This window comes from Streptomyces sp. NPDC039424 (assembly GCF_055639495.1).
On the sequence record NZ_JBVKAI010000041.1, the window covers coordinates 1 to 19535 of the forward strand.

Here is a 19535-nt window from a genome sequence, read left to right on the forward strand (position 1 = left end):
GTCCGAGTGCGCGGCGGGCGTACCGCGCTCGTGGGGCCCGGGTCCTGGTGGGGCGGACGGCCTTGTGGTCTCCGTGTTCCCCGCCCGTGCGGCGCTGGACCCTCGGTCGATGCAACCGTGCCGGCCGCACCGCCTGTTCCCGGCGCGGCCGTTTGGCCCTCCAGGCGTCGGCGTTCAACGCGAACGAGGTACAGACGCGACCTGCATGACTCAACGCCCCGCCGGACCCGACTTCCATCCGGCACCAGCCGTGAGATTCCGACACGAAAGCAAGGCAGGCCCTCCGCGTAGATCTGCCCGACGTCGGGACCATCCGCCTCGGAGGTGTAGACGCGGGGCCGAGACCATCCCCGCGGGTGCGGGGAGCAGATGAACACCGACCAGGCCGACATACGGCACAAGGGACGGGGAGCAGATCTGTTTGGCCCCCGTCGACGCCTCCCGCCCCGCGACCGTCCCCCCGGGTGACGGGGAGTCCTTCGTGATCTTGTTGTGGCTCAAATCGGGACCATCGCAGCGTGCGCGGGGAACACGGCGCCGAACCGGACGACTGGTTGGGGCACCCCGCCCAGGCCGACCCGATGACGTGGCGGCATCATGCGAATGTCAGTCGACGTGCGAGGCGACCGACCACCACAGACGCACTTACGGTGAGCCGACGGCGGCAGCGATCTTGGCCGGGCCCCTCGAGCGGGCGTGGGCCATGCCCCGGAGCCACCCGTCCCGGGCTGGCCGTGCCCCGCTTCCGAAATCTCAGACCAGGGAGGGGAATCCTCGCATGCCTGCCACCCGCAGACCTGGGCGCCCTTGCGCCCGCGTCGCAGGGCCTGGTCAACCTGGTCGTCGGCGTAGTCGAAGAGGGCCTGGCATTCCGCCCTCGTCAACGGCCGAAGGCCTGGTCGCCTTCGTAGTCGACCAGTGCGCGAGGGTGTTCCACTCGTGGCAGATCTGCACGGGGTGCGTGCCGAACGGTCTTCGCCGACCACAACGGGGTCTGCCCGCGCACACCCGCACCGTGAGGCTGAATCCCTACCGGCCGGGCTCGAAGCGCATCCTCCGGTTCGCTGAGCGTCTGATACGGCACACGGTCATTGGTTCTGCTCGATGGGCAATACCAGACGGAGTTCGTAGCCTCCGTCGGCTGTAGGGCCGGATGTGAGAGTGCCGCAGAGGAGTTCAGCGCGTTGGGCCAGGCCGGCGAGGCCGTGGTGGGCGCTGGGTAGGGCGAGCGCGGGTTGGATGGGGGTTGTGTTGGTGATGGTCGTGTGCACGGCGCCGTCCCGGTGCTGGAGGCGGACGGTTGCTGTGGCGCCTGGGGCGTGTTTGCGGACGTTGGTCAGGGCTTCCTGGACGGTGCGGTAGACGGCGCGCTCGACGGTGGGCGGGAGGTCGTTGGGCAAGTCCGCCTCGAGCTTCGCGTCGACGCTGCTGACGTCGAGCAGTCGCTGCAGGCCGGCGAGGGAGGGCTGGGGGGTAAGTTCGGTGGGCCGGCTCCCGGAGGCGCGCAGCACGCTGACCATGTGCCGCAGTTCGTCGAGGGTCTGTACGCTCAGCTGCCGGATCGTGGCAGCGGCCTTTCTGGTCTCGGTGTCCTGGCTGCCCACCTGAAGCGCTCCGGCCTGCACGGCGATGAGGCTGACCTGGTGGGAGACCACGTCGTGCATCTCCCGGGCGAGCTGCGCGCGTTCCCGCGCCAGGACGCTCTGGGCGGTCAGCAGCCGTTCTTGCTCGCGGGCCTCGGTGATGTCGGCGAGCCGTAGGGCCAGTTCGCGGCGGGCTTGTACGAGCTGGCCCAGGAAGACTGGGGCGGCTGCGGTGGCGAGCGTATAGGTGAGGTGGAGCAGGTTGTCGGTCTGGGCTAGTTCGCCGGCCTTGAAGGACAACCACGGCCAGGGCAGGAAGTCGGTGATCGCGTAGGTGAAGGCGCAGGCGGCCAGGAGAAGGCGGTGGCGGCTGAGCGAGGAGAGTGTGTACAGCGCCGCCATAGTGGCGAACACTGCGTCGGAGACCATGGCGGAAGGGACTGTGAGCACGAAGGTCGTCAGTGGCAGGCGGCGACGCAGAAGGAGAGCGAGGGCGGCGAGCAGCGCACAGGCCGTGGCTGGCTGCTCCCCGACGTCGACGTGTACCCACGCGTCCGCCAGCGCGGCGGCGACGAGTGCCGCGTCCAGCAGCCCAGCAGGAGGTCGCCGGGGGCTCATCGGGAGGCCTCGTCCGGCGGCGGCGCGAGCAGGCCGGCGCGTTCGGCGATCAGGGCAGCCTGGACGCGGCTACTGACCCGCAGTTTGCTGAAGACGGCGCTGACGTGGCCTTTGACGGTGCCGGTGCTCAAGTGCAGCCGTTCGCCGATGTCGGTATTGGTGAGTCCCTCCGCCATCAGAGTGAGGACGGCGCGCTCGCGCTCAGTGAGGCGGGCGGCAAGGCGGACGGCGGATGGTTCGCACACGCCGCTGTCGAGATACCCGTCCACCACCGTTCGGGTGACCTTGGACGACAGCACGGTCCCACCCTCGGCCAGCGTTCGCACCAGATAGGGCAGCTGCTCAGGATCCGTGTCCTTGAGCAGGAAGCCGGCGGCGCCCGAACTCAGGGCACTCGCCACATATTCGTCAGCATCGAACGTGGTGAGCATGGCGACCACTGGTGGGTCCGGAAGGCGGCGCAAGTCGGAAAGAACGGTGAGCCCGTCCACGTCTGGCATCCGGATGTCCAGCAGGACGACGTCAGGGAGCTGCTCGCGCACGGTCCGGACAGCCTCCCCGCCGGGAACCGCCGCAACGACTTCGACGTCGTCCGCAGCGTTGAGGATATGCGTGAAGCCCGTGCGGATCAGAGCTTCGTCGTCGACCACCAAGACCCGGATCATGTCCGCTCCGCTCGTCGCATGCCCGCTGTTCGATGCCTACCACCGCCGGCCCCGTCCGTCGGCGTGCCCGAGACGTTTTCCGCCGGTTGGCGTCGTGGTTCCAGCCGGCTGGCGGGGGCGGCTTCGGCCGGTCGACGGGGTGCCTCCGGAAAGCCGCCGGGGTGGCTGGGGAGGGTGACCGGTGAACGCTGAAGGCATGTCGCGGAACGCATCGTCGGTTGTACCGGCAGACGTGACTTGCGAGCGCCTGGTGGATCGCTCTTCCGCCCCGGTCGGCACGGCTTCAACGGGGCGGCTGATCGGGATCGACTTGGCCCGTGGGCTGGCGGTCTTCGGCATGTACTCCGCACATGTCGGCCCCGATGTGGCGGTGGGCGGCCCAGTGGGGTTCTTGCTGGAGACGGCGCGGGGCCGCTCCGCTGCGCTCTTCGCACTGCTCGCGGGCTTTTCGCTGATCATCATCACTGGTCGTCCGCACCACAGGACCGGCCGTGCCGGGCGACAGGCGAGGGTCAGGATCGTGATCCGGGCCCTCATCCTGATGGTGCTCGGCTACGCCCTGACGGCCCTGGACACCGAGGTCGACGTGATCCTCAGCTTCTACGGGCTTCTCTTCCTGGCCGCCCTCCCGGTGTACCGGCTGCGGCTACGAGCGCTTGCGCTCATCGCCGCCGCGGGCGCGCTGGTCCTGCCCCAGGCCCTGTACATGATCAGGAGGTCGATCGAGGCTGGTAACTGGGCGGACAGCATTGCCGCCCACGACCCGCTTGCCTGGATCAGCGGCACGGACGGCATGATCGAACTTTTGTTCACGGGCGAATATCCGGTGTTTACGTGGATGCCGTTCGTGGTCGCGGGCATGGCGGTGGCCCGGCTCGACCTCACTCGGCCCGGTGCCCGGTCCCGGCTGGCGCGCACCGGCGCAGGACTCGCGCTGCTTGGCTACGGCGGCTCCTGGCTGGCGCTGCGCCTGGTCCCGCATGCTCTCTCCGCCGTCGCGGCCGCCACGGACGGCGGCTCGGCGTCGTCCGCCTGGTGGTCCGACACCGTCGGCGAAATCGACCACGGCACCCCGCTCGCATGGATGCTGGTAGCGGCACCACACAGCCAGACGACGCTCTCCATCATCGGCAACACCGGCGTCGCTCTCATGGTGGCGGCCGTGTGTCTCACCGTCGCTGACCGGATGCCGCGCCTCACGAACTCGGCCCGACCCGTCGCGGCGGTCGGCATGATGGCGCTGACCGCCTACGTCCTGCACATCGTTGCCCTGTGGTTCTTCACCGACGTCTGGTACGTGCCCGCGATCGAGGCCCAGAGCCTGTCGGCCTGGCCGGTGCTGCTCGGCTTCATCGCGGCAGCCACAGCCCTGGCGATCGTGTGGACTCGTCTGTTCCGGCGTGGGCCCCTGGAGCACCTGCTCCACATCGCCACTCGGCCCGCGGGGCGTATCAAGCAAGCCGGGACCGAGCCACTTATGAGTCGGCTCGCGTCCTTCAGGCTCCGCTTGCTTCTCGGGCGCAATGACAGGAGAGCCAGGTCTGTCGACTCGGGCTCGTCACTGCTGGCCCGGTTGGCGACGTCTGCGAACGACGCCGCGAGCCGAGCCCTCCCCGCAGCCTTCGCCGATGACCTGGCCGCGACTCAGCAGCTCGACGCGCGTACGGGGCGCGTGCGGATGGCCGCACCGAGCACCCGATCACGGCCGGGCGGTGGCGTCCGCGAACCAGAACTCCCGTGGGCCGAAGGCACGGGCCCGGCCGCCGGAAAATATCTGGCCCCGACCGCTGGCTGCGCCCCGACGGCGCGACGGACGGGGGCAGAGGGAGCGGCACGAACGGCGAACCGGTTGTCAGGGGTAGGCGTGGACGACGACGTGGCCCCTGCCGCGCCCGATCATCCACTTGTTCACCGGAGTGGTGATCAGGAAGGCCACAGCGAACCCGCCCAGGAGGGCTGACCAGAACAGCCCATCCGAGAGCTCGGCGTCCATCGCGCCGGGGGTGAACGCGACGACGGCGTTGTCGATCAGTTCCATTACGGCGATCGAAACGGTGTCGGCGGCCAGCGCCACCTTGATCGCGGCCTTGAGGCTCAGTCCGGCCCGGCGTACCGCGAACAGGGTGAAGGAGTAGCCGAACAAGAACGCAAGCGCGATCGCGAGGACCATGGTCGGGACATTCCCCCAGCTCAGGGCGGTACCGATGATCACGCCGAGGATCTCGCCGATGGCGCACCCGGTCAGGCAGTGCAGCGTCGCCTTCACCGCCGTGGGCCAGGAGGCTCCCGCATGCTCTTCATGAGTCATGGCGTGGGTGGCATGTCCCGAGTGGCCTTCGTGGGCGGCCTGCCCGGGCGTGGTGCTGGTGTGGTGATCGCTGTGGTCCATGGCCTTCAATCCCATTTCTGTCCAGTGTGGCCCCTTCGGGAGTCACGCTATGAATCCGGTGCCCGTGGACGTATTCGTTCGGAGTTGTTCCGCTTTTGCGGACGGCCCGAAGACCGTCCGGGGCCGGTCGATGTGCAGTCGTCGCTGGCAGGCCAGAGTGGGTCGCCGACCTGCCCGGGGCGGCCTCGGCCGCCCCTACGTGGTGGGTGCGGTTCAGTTGGCGGCCTGGAGTGAGCGCAGGCGCAGGGAGTTGCCGACGACGAAGACCGAGGAGAAGGCCATGGCCGCTCCGGCGATCACCGGGTGGAGCAGGCCGGCCGCGGCGAGTGGTAGGGCGGCCACGTTGTAGGCGAAGGCCCAGGAGAAGTTGGACCGGATGGTGCCGAGGGTCTTGCGGGTGAGGCGGATGGCATCGGCCGCGGCGCGCAGGTCGCAGGCTCAGGTCGCCGGTCTCGATCGCGGCGTCCGTGCCGGTGCCCATGGCCGGTCCCACGTCGGCTTGGGCGAGGGCGGCCGCCTCGTCAACGCCGCCGCCGACCATGGCGACCGTTTGGCCTAGCTCTGCAGCCGCTTGATGACGTCGACTTTGTCCTGCGGCAATACCTCGGCGATGACGTCCTCGGGCGCTATGGCGACCGCCCGGGCGACGGACTCGGCCACGGCCTTGTTGTCGCCCGTCAGCAGGATCGGGGCGAGGCCGAGAGCGCGCAGTCGTGTGATCGCCTCCGGGCTGGTCTCCTTGACCGCGTCGGCGACCTCAGGGATTGCCCGTGCGTCGCTGTCCCAGGCGACTGTGATGGCGGTGCGTCCGGCTGCCTCGGCTTCGGCCTTGGCCTGCCGGAGCTCTTGCGGCACTTCCATGGCCCACTCGGCGAGCAGCCGCTCGCGGCCGACGAGGGCGGCGTGGCCGTCGATGATGCCCTGCACACCGGGGCCGGGCACGTTCACGAGGTCCTCGGGCGTGGGCGGCGGCCCAGCTTCTGAAGGCCCCCCTCGGCGACGGCGCGGCGATCGGGTGCTCGGTGGAGTGCTCCAGCCCGGCCGTACGAGGAATCGGTCACCGGCCTGCAACTCCGCGACCACTGCTCGGCGCCCTTGTGCTGTACGCGGCGTTCGCCCCCGTTGAGCGCGCGAGCCGGGTCCCGCTGATGGACCTGTGCATGTTCGCCAGGCGTCCGGTGGCGGCCGGCGCGTTCCTAATGCTCGTGGCCACCGCGCTGCTCATTGGGTTCTTCTTCCTCGACTCGGTCTACCTCCAGCGACTGCGCGGCTACAGCCCGCTCGCGACCGGGCTCGTCTTCCTGCCGGTCGCCGTGGCCACGGGCATCGGCGCCCGCCTGGGATCGCAGCTGGTCGGCCGGATCGTCAGTCGGACGACCGCGGTGGCCGGCCTGGCGGTTGCGGCGGCCGGAACGCTGCCGCTGGCCTGGCTGCCGGCGGACGGCAGAACCGTCGGCCGCCCCGCCACAGCAAGCAGCAGACGACCGGCGGCCCGCACGTGCACTGAAGCAAGACCGCCGACGAAGGCGGGGGCGACCTCGGCATCGCTGTCTTCGGACAGTGGCGTTAGCCACCGGGGGAGGAGGCCGGTGCGGGCACCGGCCTCCTCCGTCCTGGGAGAGCGTCAATTCTTGCCGAGGAGCTTGCTCATCTCGGTGATTTCGGCGGTCTGCGCGGTGATGATGTCGTCGGCCATGGACGTCGCGGGCTGGTACTTGCCCTTGTTCTTCTCGGTGGAGGCCATCTCGACGGCGCCCTTGTGGTGCTCGATCATCATGGTGAGGAACACGGTGTCGAATTCGGTGCCGGATGCCTTCTCCAGCTTGTCCATGTCCTTGCTGTCCATCATTCCGGGCATGCCCGAGTGCGCCGAGTGGTCCATGCCGGGCATCGACTCCGTCGAGCTGCCGGAGGTCGGGACGTCCTCGCCCCAGGACTTCAGCCAGCCGCTCATGGTCCGGATCTCCGGGTCCTGCGCCTTCTCGATGCGCGAGGCGAGGTCCTTGACCTTGCTGGAGGATGCCCGGTCGGCGGCGAGCTTCGCCATCTCCAGGGCCTGCTCGTGGTGCGGGATCATGCCCTGGGCGAAGGAGACGTCCTGGGCGTTGTGCGCGCCTGCGGTGGCGTCAGCGCTCGCCGACGAGGACGACGCGACATCGTGGCCGCTTTCGTGGCCGCTGCTGCGGTCGCTGTCGCTGTCGTTGCCGCAGGCGGCGAGGACGAGAGCGGCAAGGGCAGCCGTGGCCACCGTTGCGGCGCGGCGGGTCAGAGTACGGGTGTTGCGCATGCTGGAACTCCTGCTGTGCGAGAAGGGATCTGAACGTGCCGAACGGCACCGCTTCGCCCGGGGCGTGGGCGCCGGTGGCGCGGGCGTTCTAGATCCGCAGGAGTTGGAGTTCCGCCAGCGAGGGTGGTGCGCGGGCGCCGTCCGGGGCCGCCGCCGCGTACGAGCACACCGCATCCGTGCTTGCGGGCACGGCGACCGGGTCGGGAACGAGGGCCGGTAGCGACGGTTGGCCGCTGACCGCGGCCGCCATGCAGGTTGGGTCCGCGTGCTGGAGGTGGCCTCCGCCACCGCCACAGTCGTCTCCGGCGCAGCCGTCATGGGCAGCAGTCACGGCGACCGTCATGTGCTGCGGGCCGGCGTGCTCATGGGCGGTGCCGCCGGGAGCCAGGGCGTGCATGGCCAGCAGCCCGGCCAGCAGTCCGAGCACGAGCAACGCCCGCCACGGCCGCAAGGGCGGTGGCGCAGGGTGCTGCTCGGAGCTCTTCATCGAGATCATCCTAGGCAGAGCACGCGATGCGTGCTCATGGGCGGTGTCCGTTGTGAGTACGGCTGTGATGGTGCTCGTGTTCACCCTGCCCCGTAGATCGGGTGAGCTGCCCATCACCCGCAGCATCGCCGGGCCGCCGGTGCGCAGGAAGCGCATGAGCAGCGCCGCGGTAGGCGATGTTGACCCAGGTCGTGGGACCGCCAGGTCATCGACCCGACAGTGGACAACTCATGTCCGATCGCGTTCGAGGACCTGCACCCTCCCCGGGGTGGCAGTGCTCACGGTGAGCATTCCCTAGGGGGTATGTTGTCTCTTTACCCAGTACGCCGATGCTTGCGACGGATGGCGAGACCGCCGACGACTCCGACCTTCACATGATGGCCGCGAGGACGAAGCCGACGACCCAGCCGGTCCACGGCGTGGCCGCCAAAACAGCCCCGCCCAGCCCCACATGCACGGCCGCGGCCACGACGACGACGGCTGCGGCCCCGGTCCAACTGCGACGCTGCCGCCACGCCGCGCGCCGCGACGGAGCCGTATGAAGCGCTGCATGAGTGTCGGTGGCTGCCTCGGACCGCTGCCAGTCCACCCGCAGCGGATCGCGTCTGCTGAATCTGGTGATGTGCGTAGTGACGAGGACCTGCAGCTGTCGCAGACTCTCCTCGTCCGGTGACTGCACATGCAATATCAACTACCGGACGAACTGGCGAGCTACTGCCTCCACGCCCTGGCTGCGGCAGCCGGGCTGTCGTCCAAGGCGGCGGTTCCCCGGCTTGTCGCGGTCACCTTGCCGGGGCTGCACCCGCCGCGCTGAATCGGCCGTCGCGGTGCGGGGCGGTAGGTCGGGCTCGGCACGCGGGGACGGACCTGGGCGGAGCCCGTGGGCCGGTCCTCAGCCGGTCCAGGCCGAGCGGCTGAGGACCGGCGACACCTCCTGCGAGCAGGCGAGGATGGCGGCTTCAGGCGGCGCATTCTGGAGGTGGGGCACGTTGCTCGCCGCAGAAGAAGGTGATCGGCATGCTGTGGTACGACGGCTGGGGCTGGGGCTGGGGCTGGGGCTGGGGCGGCTGGTTCGCCACGGCCTGATTTATGGTGCTGTTCTGGGTGCTGGTTATCGTCGGCCGTCGTCGTGCTTGTCCGCTACCTCACGGGTAACCGTCACGGCGGCCAGGACAGCACGCGCCCCTCATCCGGAGAGCCGAGGTGGGGAATTCGGTGAGCTGAGGACCTGCTCGCCGAACGGTTCGCACGCGGGGAAAACGACGACGAGTAACAACGTCGACTGACGCTGCTGCGGGAGCACCGGCGAGCAGTAAACACCGCCTGCGTGGCACGTGATCGGTCGCAGCGGACGCCCCTCCAGTACCGACGTCCGCCGGGCGAGCGGTGCGCACCGCCTGCGCACGCACTGGCAGCCGAAGCCGGCCCGGAACCGTGAGGGTCTACCAACGGCTGACGAAGATCATATCCCGGGGAGAACTCGATCGTTTCCCGCCGCCCAGCTGGGCCGCCGCGCGGGCTGATCCCTGGCCTCCCGCGGGGTGACGACGGAGCCGAGCCGGAACGTCCCAGTGGGCACCTCGCCGGGTGAGGGCAACCGTGGACAAGGGCGGCACAGTGAGATGCCAGAAGGCTCTCGCCGGTACGCCCAGAGCATGGATGAGCGCAGCCCGGACAACGGCCGCTTCGGTGATGGCCACTACGTGGCCCGTGCCGGGCGCCACGCTGCTCAGCCAGTCCGCTGTTCGGCGACAGAGCTGGCGTACGGACTCGCCTTCGTGCGGTGCGGCATCCGGGTCGGTGAGCCAGGCGGTGAACCCGTCGGGCTCGGTTGCGGCGACGTCGACATCGGTGCGACCGCACCACTTACCGATGTCGAGATCGCGCAGCGCAGGTTCTGACGCCGCCGCCAGGCCGAGGACGTCAGCGGTCTGCGAACAGCGGATCGAGGGCGCCCGGACGGCGAGCTCGTGAGGAGGGAGCACTGCTCCCGCGCAGCCTGCCATACGCAGGCTGCGCTCGCTCAGGGGAGCGTCACCAAGGAGTAGGTCCAGGGTGCCGTCACCGCCGGGCGCACACAGAAACGTCAGGCGGATCGTCATGGGACCAACCTCCCCCTGCTGGCCCGGCACGGCTGCCGTCGCGTCGTGACTCATGTGCTCCAGCGTCGGCGGAAGCCGTGCGATGCAACATCTGCCGGGTGTCCGGAACCACCCTGCCGCCCGGCTGACGCAACCCCGCCACCCGGCCGAACTCGCGTCGGCTACCCGGGTGGCGCGTATCGCCTTGGCTGATGCACGTCATGCATTGGGTGTACGGGCCAGCTGCCCGGCCGGGCCCCTACATTGACGAACTGCTACGGCTTCAAGTGATCATCCCCTCGGGCTTCGAGTGCATCTGACCCCTGACGTTCCCCAGGTGAAGAGGATGCGCGTCAGGAGCGGGTCAGCGTCATCGTCAACGACTGCCCCTCCTGGTTGGGCATGAACGGGGTCCGGAAGGTGCGGGCGTGCGGCAGGGGCATCAGCCACCAGGCCGCTGCGTCCGCGGCCATGTCGTTCTCGAAGGGGCCGATATCCCAAGGCCCCATGGTGTACTCCTCGCGTTGGTGTGCGGTGATCATCGGATCGACCACCTACAGCGGCCGTCAAGAGGAAAGCAGGACGCACTTCCGCAAGAGGGCGAAGCCAGCGCAGCCGAACACCTGACACTTGGGCATCTTGATCCGGTTGACATGACCTTCGACAACGCCTGAATTCCAGGGCAGGGTCAGGCCAGGTTCTTCGACTGCTCGGCAACACTGTGGTCGCGGGTGGGCACCAGGGTGCCGTCCATGATCAGCACAGTGTCCTTGCGGAACCGCCTGCGGGGCTGGAGCGCCAGCGACTGGCCCAGGTGATCGATGATGCGATCGGCAGCGGACTTCGAGACGCCGAACAGCGGGGCGAGCTGCCGCAGGGTCAGGTTTGTGCGCCAGTAGGCGGTGACCAGCAGGACCCGGTCCGCCAGCGGCAGGCTCCACGGCCGCCCCTTGCGCACCGGGTCCGCGCCCTCGCGCCGCAGCGCGTTGATCAGCTTGCAGAACTGACGCGGGCTCAGCCCAGTAAACGGGGCTATCCAGGAGGGCTCCGACGCCCTGATCACACCAGCCACAGTGAGATCATCTCAACTGCCGACCATTCGCGGTGGCCTCACGCGGTCGGCGTAGTTCCCTTTCCGCAGCGCGCTCGTCTGACTGCGTGAGGGGCGGTGGCCTCGGTGAGGCAAGAGCGCGGGATGAGGAAACGGCTTTGCGCCCCCCCCTGCGATCGGCGTGGATGCTGGCTCGCCGGAGGTACTGAAGATGATCAACGTTGTGTTGAAGCTGTCAGCCCGTGACTTGGTCCATGGGACCTGGCGTCGTGCGGGTGGGCAGGCTCGGACCATCACCTCGTCGGCGTCGCGAAGCAGTTGGAACGTGCCCGGATCGGTGAGGTCGACTACCTTGCGGTCTGCCCGGCAACGAACATCCCCGTAGCGAAGGGTGGCATCGACTACCAGGTCAAGGAGGGTGTCGGCACCCTGTGGCAGCTGGCGGTCCACCCCGCATTGCAATCGTGTGGGATCGGCACGTTCCTTGTCGAAGCCGCAGAACTGCGGATCAGGAACCGCGGTCTGCGGCAGGCCGAGCTGGGTGTGGAGGAAAACAACCCCCGGGCACGTGCACTACTGGGATATGTCGCGTACGACCGTCAGCCGGACGCGTGGGAGGAGCAAGCCCCTGATGGATCGCTACGCCGCTACGGAACCATGTGCACATTGATGCGGAAGGAACTCGCGTAGGCTCAGTCACCTTCACGGGACCTGCCAGCGGACACGCCGTACCAGGTCATGTAGCCATCGGTTCCGGGCGCCGCCCTCCACGGCTTCAGCCACGACGGAGGCCCCCTCAGATGAATTCCTCTACACGCGTGCCAGGTGGTCCACGACACGGATCCTAAGAGGTCGTTTTCACCCGTTGTTTTATCCCGAGATAGGCCTTTGGCTGCGTGATGTCGGGTCACGCCAGGGGATGGTGTTCTCGCCGGTGAGGCGGCGGGCCATGAGGTTGGTCATGGCGAGGTGGATCATGGCTTCGGATCGGTGCGGGTGGGTTTCGTAGTCCCGGGCCAGGCGGCGGTGGAGCATGAGCCAGCCGTAGGTCCGCTCAACCGCCCACCGCTTGGGGATAGGGGCGAATCCCCTGGTCCCGGGCCTGCGTTGAGTGATTTTAATGTCGATGCCGAGGGTTGCAGCGTGCTCGACGAGGTGCTGGCGGTAGCCGCCGTCGACCCACACCTTGCGGACGCGGGGATGTTCGGCGGCGACCCGGTCCAGGAGCTGGGTGCCGGCCACGGAATCCTGCACGCTCGCCGCGGTGACCAGCACAGCGAGGAGAAGGCCGATCGTGTCGGTGACAATGCTCCGCTTCCGCCTGACAATCTTCTTGCCGGCATCGATGCCCTGGCCGGCGGCGAGCACGTCGGTGGAGGTCTTCACGCTCTGCGCGTCGATCACGCAGGCCGACGGTTTAACCTCCCGCCCTTCCTTCTGTCGTAAGAGTTGCCTGAGCAGGCCATTGAGCTGGGCGAACACACCTTCCTGCTGCCACCTGGCGAAGTAGCCGTAGACCGTGTTCCAGTGCGGAAAGTCATGCGGGAGGTAGCGCCGCTGGACGCCGGTGCGGTCCACATACAAGATCGCGTCCATGATGTCGCGCAGGCCATGCCCGGGTGGCCGGCCGAAGTCCAGAGCTCTGCCACGGCGCTCGAAGCGCCAGGCAGAGAGCACCGGCTCGACCAACTCCCAGCGGACATCGCAGAGATCACTCGGGTAAGGACGTCGCGTCGACATGCTTCCGGCGTACCGCCGCGGACCGAGTGCGCCCAGGCGCACAGCTGCGACGACGGAAGCACGCAGCCATGACGACAGACCGGGCGTTCCTGGGATGAGACAGGAACAAGCAGCATCCCGCCCCACTCGTCACCCCACTCGGACCGCAAGCCCCGACCGCATCTTCCAAGGCAGTTAGACGGTAACCATGGCGCTGACGGTCTGGTCGGCGCCACCGGGGAGCCCGAAAGCTGGGTCGAGCGTGTGCTTCTGCCGAAAGAGGACTACGGGTGCGCCGTCGTCGACGCTGGCGTAGGCCTCGTAGTCGGGGAATGCGTTGGTCGCCCCTCTAAGGGACACTGTACGGCCGATCGGATCGATCGTGACGAAGGCATTCATGTCCACGTCGGGTGATATCGCCCCTGCCAGGGGATTGGAGGCAGCGCCGTCGTAGAGGAAGTTGACACAGAACTCGTTCGGGTTGTCAACCACTCCGCCCTCAGGGTCGGGGAAGGTGTTTCCGACGTTGAAGTGATGGAATGACATCCCATCGGTGCCGGCGGTCGCCGTGGCCAGGACGTCACCTGTCGCACAGTCCAGTTTCAGTGTTTCACCGCACTGATGGAAGTCCGTCTCCTGTGGGCTATCCGCCAGGAATCCGGACACGATAATGTCTGACCGCACACGGACCCGCTGCTCGTTGGGATCGGAACTGAAGTCCCGGCCGTCGCCGTGAAAGCAGTCATCCAGCACCTGGACAACGGGCATCGGGATGAATGCAACGAACCATATTGCGATCTTATCGAATTCCGCGGCCATCTTGTTCTCCGGTTCGTACAGCCGTCGTATAACCACTGGCTGCTATTATGCCAGGGAGAGTCGGCGGGGACGGATTGGGCGCAGCCGTGGTCACTTAGTGTGGTACCGCCCTTGAATGTCTCGTGGGTTGTCTTGGGAATGTCAGCGAATTCGCCCCGTAGGTGACACCCATCTTGTTGACTTTGATTCCCAGTTCACCGACCATGCTCCTGGACGGAACTCTCGTTCCCCGTCGATGAAAGGACCCGAAAAGGCAACTCGTGGCATCATGCCCTTGACCTACTGAGTGGGCTGCGACGCCTATCTCCTTCACCGTACAACGCCTACACTCCACAGGCACCTTGACGAACGTGGCAAAGCGTGAACCGCCTAGCTCTATCCAGTCGCCAGGCGAATGTTCGGCGCAGCCGGCGGAAACATCGGCGGCTATTTGTCCTGCACCACCCGTGCTGCCTGGGATCAGACTGTAGGGAGAGATCCTGCCGCCTGCAGCAGTGACGCAGCTGCTCTAGGGATCCGGGACTTCGACGGGCACATCCCACGCGCCGTCACATTCCATGTCCGCATCGGATGTGGCGAATCGCGGAGCGGACAGCACCACCGGACGCATGGTACGCGCCACGGACCGCTGGGAGTGGCGTTGTCGGGGTATATGTGAATGTGCACAGTGCGGTACACGGGTACCTGCTCATCCGCCGGCCGCCGACGTCATGAGCGGGCCCCGTTCCTTGACGCGCAAGGTTTTCCGTAGCGGTGGTGCGGCCGGCCCTGTCATTCTCCGATCGGTAGCCCTGCTCTTGCCGCCGCAGGTCGATGTGGCGCTCCTTCCCGACATCACCGCGTTCTACGGTGCAGGCGATGAGGCCGGCCGTCTCGTTTCCGGCGCACCATCGGGACGGTCGAGCTGGTGCGGACGCAGGAACTCCTGCGTGCGCACCTTCCGCCCTCGCCCGCGTCCGTGCTGGATGTCGGCCGCGGGCCCGGCGTGCACACTCCCTGGCTCGCTGACAGCGGTTATCGGGTTCTCGTCGTCGACCTGGTGGAGAAGCACGTGCAGCAGGCCTGCCGGCAGGGTCTGGCTGCCGTCGTCGGTGACGCGCGGCACCTCGACCAGGTGGACCTTTCGTTCGACGCTGTGCTGATGCTCGGTCCCCTCTACCACCTGCCGGACGAAACCGGTCGTGCCTGTGCCTGGGGGGAGGCTCACCGTGTCGTCAAGCCCGGTAGCCTGGTGGCTGCGGCCGCCCCCAACCGATATGCCGAGCTCATGGACCTGGACTCGCCCAGTGCATTGGACATCGCAACGACCGGGCTGCGCATCCGCAGGGACGGCCCCACCACGTACTACCACGACCCTTCGGAGCTTTGCGCCGAGGCCCGGCAGGCCGGCCTCGGTGACCTGGCGGTCTACGGCTGCACGGGCCCGCCTACGAGGACCTGAGAGCCGAAGAACGCCGGACCGGGACAAACCTTGGCGCGAAGGCGCTTGAAACCGCCCTCACTGCCGCCACTGTTCGCCGACGGCCACCCAGAGCTCGTGGTGTCCAGCCTGCACCTTCTGGCTGTTGCGCGCCGACCACGCACCCCCGTGAACCCTGCCCTTCCCTAGCCTTGTGCGGTTGCGTCGTTCGCGTGCTTCCTTCAACCGCTGATTGATGCGGTGCGCGTCGCAGTCGCACGCATCCGGTGCGCGGGATGACGACGCGAGTCGGCGTACGCGTGCATGTGCTTGGCCAGGTACGCGACTTCGTGCCCGCGTGTCACTTGGAGGTCTCTCCCGTGCCCGGCACCGTGTGTCTGGGCGGGTACGCCGCCCGGCTCGCGCGGGGCTTCCTCACCGTGTGCGGGCTCGGGCCACGCTATGCCGAGGGCCGCTCGCGGCAGGTGCGGGTGTTCGAGTTGCCCGGGCTGGGCACCGCGCGCGGGCGCGCAGCGTCGCCCGTGGTCGGGGCCTGTTGCCGTTCGTCGGGCGGGCCTCCGCACTGTGTTCTTCCTGGTCGGATGAGACGACGACGCGGCACAGGCGCTCTGAGGAAGGGCGCCGGGTGAGGGTCTCCTGGAATCCGCGCGGTCGCGGGAGGTGAAGGTCGACCGCACCGGGCGATCCTGGTCTCGGCCTGCACCGCACCATGTCTACTCGACCAGGATGAATTCACCGATGAGTGGCGTTGCGGCCTGGACTCGCACCACACCGACCCGTCCTGTTGCGTCGGGTTCGGAGGAAAGGTGGTCGACTGCCTCGATGCGGGCGCTCTCGAAGTCGTCCACGTGCAGCGAGCCGTGCCAGAATCCGGCGTCGAAGACGTCGTCGCCTTGTTGACTGTGCTGATCAACCCGGCAGATGGGAAGGAACAGCTCGTTTCCGCCCATCTGGGCGCAGGTCCCGGACAGGCGGCCGGCGAGGACGTCCCTGTCGGTGAGGTCCTCGGGGAAGGTTTCGAGTTTGACGGAGAGCACGACCGCCGTGATACCCAGGCCCAGCGCGCCACCCGACACTCCTGCGAGGCCGCCGACCTCGAATGCTTCTTTCAGCTCGACCACTGTTTTGGCGACCTCGAACAGGCCCTCCACGATCTCGAACCCGGTCTTGATCGGGTTTTCTTCCTCTTCTGGCATTTCTCCTCCTCGGGTGGACTCTCGGTGGATCGGACGGGCGCAAGCCGGCGGGTTGCTCGCCGGTTGGAGCAAGAACTTCTTGACTGCATCGGTCCTTGGCAGGAGGGGCGGTCGGTCAACCGTGGAGGAACTGGTGTCCGATCCACACGTGGATCTGTGTCAGCCCGTTCGGGTCGGGGGGCGGCTGCGTCTGGACACGGCCGGTAGGCGTGGCAGCCGGCTGTCCTGCGTCCCCGCTGCTTCGGTTCAGATCGTGGGGAGAAGGCCTGCGGCTTGCAGCAGTCGGCGCAGCTGTTCCAGTGGATCCGGCACGTCGACGGGCACGGTCCCGAGGAGGCCTGCGTTGCGCATCGCCTGTCGGAGTTGGACGAGTTCGGCCGTTGCGGCCGGGGCTTCGAGTCCGAGGGCGCGAATGGCGTCGGGCAGTCCGGCCCCGGTCCGGCCCGGGTCTCCGAGGTCCAGCGGGGTGCAGGACGAGCGGATGATCTCGAAGAGTCGCTCCACGCGGTGGGAGTTGCGGGTGCGGTATCCGTCGCGGAAGTCGGGGTGATGGGCGAGGACCAGCGCGGCCAGGCCGGTGACGTGGGGGGCGGCCATGGATGTGCCGTCCCAGGCCGCGTAGCTGCGGTCGGGCACGGCGGCGAGGACGGCCACGCCCGGGGCGCACACGTCCACTTCCGGGCCGTGGCAGGTGAATGCGGCTGAGAAGTAGCCCTGTGCGTTCGGCTTTCCCCAGACCTGCTTGGCGTGGAAGGTGCCGGATGGGTACTGGCCGAGTTTGCCGATCGCGGCGACGGTCAGTACGGACGGGAGACGGCCCGGGAACGTGACCGGTCCGGCCGCGTTGCCGGCGGCGACGATGCAGGCGATGCCGAGCTCGCGGGCCTGGTCGATCTTCTGGGAGAGAAGGGCGGAGGGCTCGTCGCCGCCCAGGCTCAGGTTGACGATGTCGATCTCGTGCTCGATGCAGTAGTCGAGCGCCTTGACGATCTCGGCGTAGCGCCCTCCGGGGAAGATTTTGCAGATGTGCAGCTCGGCTTCCACGGCGATGCCGAGTGTGCCGACTCCGTTGTCGGCTCCGGCGATCACGCTCGCGCAGTGTGTTCCGTGGCCGATCACGTCGACCGACCACAGACTGCTGTCGCCGTCCACGAAGTCGGATCCGTCCGCGATCTGGCCTGCCAGGTCCGGATGAGTCGAGGTGGCACCGGAGTCGATGATGGCGACCTTGATTCCTTGACCCCGGTAGTTGGGCGGGATCTGTTCGAGTCCCATGGCCGACAGCCCCCAGCCGACGACCGGGCGGTTGGGAAGGTCCGGGAAGGTCTCGCTCAGCGGGCGCAGTACGATGACGTTGTCCGAGTCGAGGGACAGGTCGGGGTCTTCCGTCCAGTGCTCCCAGTAGTCGCCGGCCGGTTTGACGTAGATGCCTGTGACTGCGGTGAGGTCCTGGATCGTCAGGTTCACGGTTGCCCGGCCGTCCGGACCGGTCGTCGCCTGGAAGTTCCCTTCGTGGCTGAGGACGACGACCGTGGCCCCGAGAAGGGGTCCGCTGTCGCTGCCCGACACGAGAAAGGCGACCGGTGTCTGCGGTCCGGCGGGCAACCGCACGCCCACATTGGTCAGTTGAACGCCGGCATCTGCGGCAGGGGATGCCGAGGCCACGCGAACGTGATGGTTGGGCTCGATGTGCACCCGCGGATCCCGGGCCAGTCCTGAGGCCCGGTGCGCCGGCATGTCCAGCACCGCCACGTCGGGGAAGGTCTGCTTCTGCGCCGACGCGGCAGCCACCTCGGGTGCCTTGATGCGTTGCGATGTCCGGATCTCGGGGTCCTCTCCCAGCTGAGTGAAGAGGTCGTCGGTGTCGTAGGGCTCCAACCCGGCTGGAAGGACTTCCGACGGCAGCGGCGCGACCAGATACTGCGTCGGCCTGCGGCGCAGTTCGGTGTGCATGCCGCTGTGCTCCGGATCAGGGTGGTTGGGGCGTTCGTTGTCGGGCATGTCGTCCGCTCTTCCTAACCGGCGCCTGGAGATGCTCAGCGTTCGTCGTTGTTGAAGTGCTGAATCGGCTGATCGACTTCGACGATCAGCCGATCGGGGAAGTCCCGGCGCAGTCGATCGGCTCGATCCGGCAGCATCGAAACGCCCAGGACCGAGGGGCGGTCCGGTGTTCCGCTGACGAGGCGGACCTCCACGCCTTCTTCTGCGTCGAGTTGCGCAGCCACCTGTGAGAGCAGCACCGGGTCGGTGCATCCCACCAGGAAGTGCGTGGTCCCGGGCCGGGCTGCATCGGGCCTCGGGTCACGTGGCCCGGGGCTCACCATGGGGGAAGCGCGCGGATGAAGGCCCGGGCCAGCGAGATGGCCAGCCCGACGCCGTTCAGCGACGAGCGGCACTCGGCGTACTGACCGAGCCGGTACTGCTCGACCGCCCTGGTGACGAACGGCACCAGGCCGTTCGATTCGGGCATCTGCGGTACGACACGCTCCAGCCAGGCATGGGTACGCATGAGCAGCGCCGCGCACTGCATCCGCTCGGCCTCTGCGGGAAAGGGGGCCGCACCGACGACGGGTCCGAAGAAAGGGGCCGAAGCACCACCTGTCGGGAAGCCCGCGTGTGGGTTGGTACTGACCCAGCTGCCGTGTGGGAATTCCATGGTCGGGTTCCTCACCCCTAGAACAGGCCACCCGTGTGCATCGGCGGCGTGATCGGCGTTTTCATCTGATCGAAATATGCGGGTCGGACCTGCTGCTGGCCAGCCTGTTGACGGGCGGCTGCGGCCATGATCAGCAGGGAGAGCAGTCTTCCGAGGTCGACGCCCGGTCCCTGCTGAGGAGTCTGCGACCCGGCGGCCTGCTGGGCGCCGGGAGACGCGCCGAAGAGGCCGAACCACCCAGGGATCACGGGAATCTGAGGAGCGGAGGTCCCGGGCTTCATTGCCTCGAGCAGGGACGAGAACAGGTCCGCCGGCTGCACCTGCTGCTGCTCGGTCGACTGCTGACGGCCGGCAGTGCCCGCGGCCGGCCCCTGGGGCTGAGTCTGCGGTCCGCCGGCCTGCTGCCCGCCGGGCGACGAGCCGAGGGCATTGATCCAGTCAGCGGCCCAGGGCATGTTGCCCGGGAGGAACGGGGGCGGAAGGAACGGCTGGCCACCGTGACCCCAACCCGGCTGTCCCGGGAACGGTGCGTACGGGCCGCCGGGCGGGATGAGCTCGCCGAGG

The 19535-nt window shown here is 68.0% G+C and carries 15 protein-coding genes and 5 pseudogenes; 3 read left to right on the forward strand and 17 right to left on the reverse strand.

Features of this window, described 5'->3' with window-relative positions:
* Positions 1–1088: 1088 nt before the first annotated feature.
* Positions 1089–2201: a sensor histidine kinase gene (locus ACZ7L0_RS43510; RefSeq protein WP_471248124.1), complete on the reverse strand. Its 1113-nt coding sequence runs from the start codon at positions 2199–2201 to the stop codon at positions 1089–1091.
* Complete coding sequence (locus tag ACZ7L0_RS43515; RefSeq protein WP_471248125.1) at positions 2198–2866, reverse strand: response regulator; 669 nt, start codon at positions 2864–2866, stop codon at positions 2198–2200. Before ACZ7L0_RS43515 ends, ACZ7L0_RS43510 begins: the two co-directional genes overlap by 4 nt.
* Positions 2867–3062: 196 nt before the next feature.
* Here ACZ7L0_RS43515 and ACZ7L0_RS43520 point away from each other — a divergent pair.
* Positions 3063–4322, forward strand: a pseudogene (locus ACZ7L0_RS43520) (DUF418 domain-containing protein); the annotation flags it as partial.
* 396 nt (positions 4323–4718) lie between these two features.
* Here ACZ7L0_RS43520 and ACZ7L0_RS43525 read toward each other — a convergent pair.
* The 8 genes and pseudogenes from ACZ7L0_RS43525 to ACZ7L0_RS43560 all read right to left on the reverse strand — a co-directional run.
* A complete protein-coding gene (locus ACZ7L0_RS43525; protein ID WP_471248126.1) occupies positions 4719–5270 on the reverse strand; it encodes a DUF4396 domain-containing protein in 552 nt (183 codons plus the stop codon).
* Between the two features lie 198 nt (positions 5271–5468).
* A pseudogene (locus tag ACZ7L0_RS43530) lies at positions 5469–6303 on the reverse strand (HAD-IC family P-type ATPase); the annotation flags it as partial.
* Positions 6304–6879: 576 nt separating this feature from the next.
* A complete protein-coding gene (locus ACZ7L0_RS43535; protein ID WP_471248127.1) occupies positions 6880–7542 on the reverse strand; it encodes a DUF305 domain-containing protein in 663 nt (220 codons plus the stop codon).
* 88 nt (positions 7543–7630) lie between these two features.
* Positions 7631–8029, reverse strand: a complete 399-nt coding sequence (locus tag ACZ7L0_RS43540; protein ID WP_471248128.1) for a DUF6153 family protein — start codon at positions 8027–8029, stop codon at positions 7631–7633.
* Between the two features lie 370 nt (positions 8030–8399).
* Entirely contained in the window at positions 8400–8708 is a 309-nt protein-coding gene (locus ACZ7L0_RS43545) for a hypothetical protein (protein ID WP_471248129.1), read from the reverse strand.
* A gap of 763 nt (positions 8709–9471) precedes the next feature.
* The gene (locus ACZ7L0_RS43550; RefSeq protein WP_471248130.1) at positions 9472–10185 is read right to left on the reverse strand and encodes a histidine phosphatase family protein; all 714 of its coding nucleotides are present in this window, start codon (positions 10183–10185) and stop codon (positions 9472–9474) included.
* A gap of 278 nt (positions 10186–10463) precedes the next feature.
* Complete coding sequence (locus ACZ7L0_RS43555) at positions 10464–10619, reverse strand: hypothetical protein (RefSeq protein WP_471248131.1); 156 nt, start codon at positions 10617–10619, stop codon at positions 10464–10466.
* Between the two features lie 188 nt (positions 10620–10807).
* A pseudogene (locus ACZ7L0_RS43560) lies at positions 10808–11182 on the reverse strand (transposase family protein); the annotation flags it as partial.
* A 190-nt stretch (positions 11183–11372) separates the two neighbouring features.
* Here ACZ7L0_RS43560 and ACZ7L0_RS43565 point away from each other — a divergent pair.
* Positions 11373–11851, forward strand: a pseudogene (locus ACZ7L0_RS43565) (GNAT family N-acetyltransferase).
* Between the two features lie 180 nt (positions 11852–12031).
* Here the strand turns inward: ACZ7L0_RS43565 and ACZ7L0_RS43570 are convergent.
* The gene (locus tag ACZ7L0_RS43570) at positions 12032–12901 is read right to left on the reverse strand and encodes an IS5 family transposase (RefSeq protein ID WP_471248132.1); all 870 of its coding nucleotides are present in this window, start codon (positions 12899–12901) and stop codon (positions 12032–12034) included.
* 174 nt (positions 12902–13075) lie between these two features.
* Positions 13076–13735 carry a hypothetical protein gene (locus tag ACZ7L0_RS43575; protein WP_471248133.1) on the reverse strand — a complete coding sequence of 220 codons (660 nt, stop codon included), beginning with the start codon at positions 13733–13735 and terminating at the stop codon, positions 13076–13078.
* A gap of 871 nt (positions 13736–14606) precedes the next feature.
* Here ACZ7L0_RS43575 and ACZ7L0_RS43580 point away from each other — a divergent pair.
* Complete coding sequence (locus ACZ7L0_RS43580; protein WP_471248134.1) at positions 14607–15140, forward strand: class I SAM-dependent methyltransferase; 534 nt, start codon at positions 14607–14609, stop codon at positions 15138–15140.
* A 692-nt stretch (positions 15141–15832) separates the two neighbouring features.
* Here the strand turns inward: ACZ7L0_RS43580 and ACZ7L0_RS43585 are convergent.
* The 5 genes and pseudogenes from ACZ7L0_RS43585 to ACZ7L0_RS43605 all read right to left on the reverse strand — a co-directional run.
* Positions 15833–16315, reverse strand: a complete 483-nt coding sequence (locus ACZ7L0_RS43585; protein WP_471248135.1) for a hypothetical protein — start codon at positions 16313–16315, stop codon at positions 15833–15835.
* A gap of 246 nt (positions 16316–16561) precedes the next feature.
* A complete protein-coding gene (locus ACZ7L0_RS43590) occupies positions 16562–18316 on the reverse strand; it encodes a S8 family peptidase (RefSeq protein ID WP_471248136.1) in 1755 nt (584 codons plus the stop codon).
* 35 nt (positions 18317–18351) lie between these two features.
* On the reverse strand, positions 18352–18555 hold the full coding sequence (locus ACZ7L0_RS43595) for a hypothetical protein (protein ID WP_471248137.1): 204 nt from the start codon (positions 18553–18555) through the stop codon (positions 18352–18354).
* 77 nt (positions 18556–18632) lie between these two features.
* Positions 18633–18824, reverse strand: coding sequence for a hypothetical protein (locus tag ACZ7L0_RS43600; RefSeq protein WP_471248138.1), 192 nt, complete (start codon positions 18822–18824; stop codon positions 18633–18635).
* A 164-nt stretch (positions 18825–18988) separates the two neighbouring features.
* Positions 18989–19535: pseudogene (locus ACZ7L0_RS43605) on the reverse strand (hypothetical protein); the annotation flags it as partial.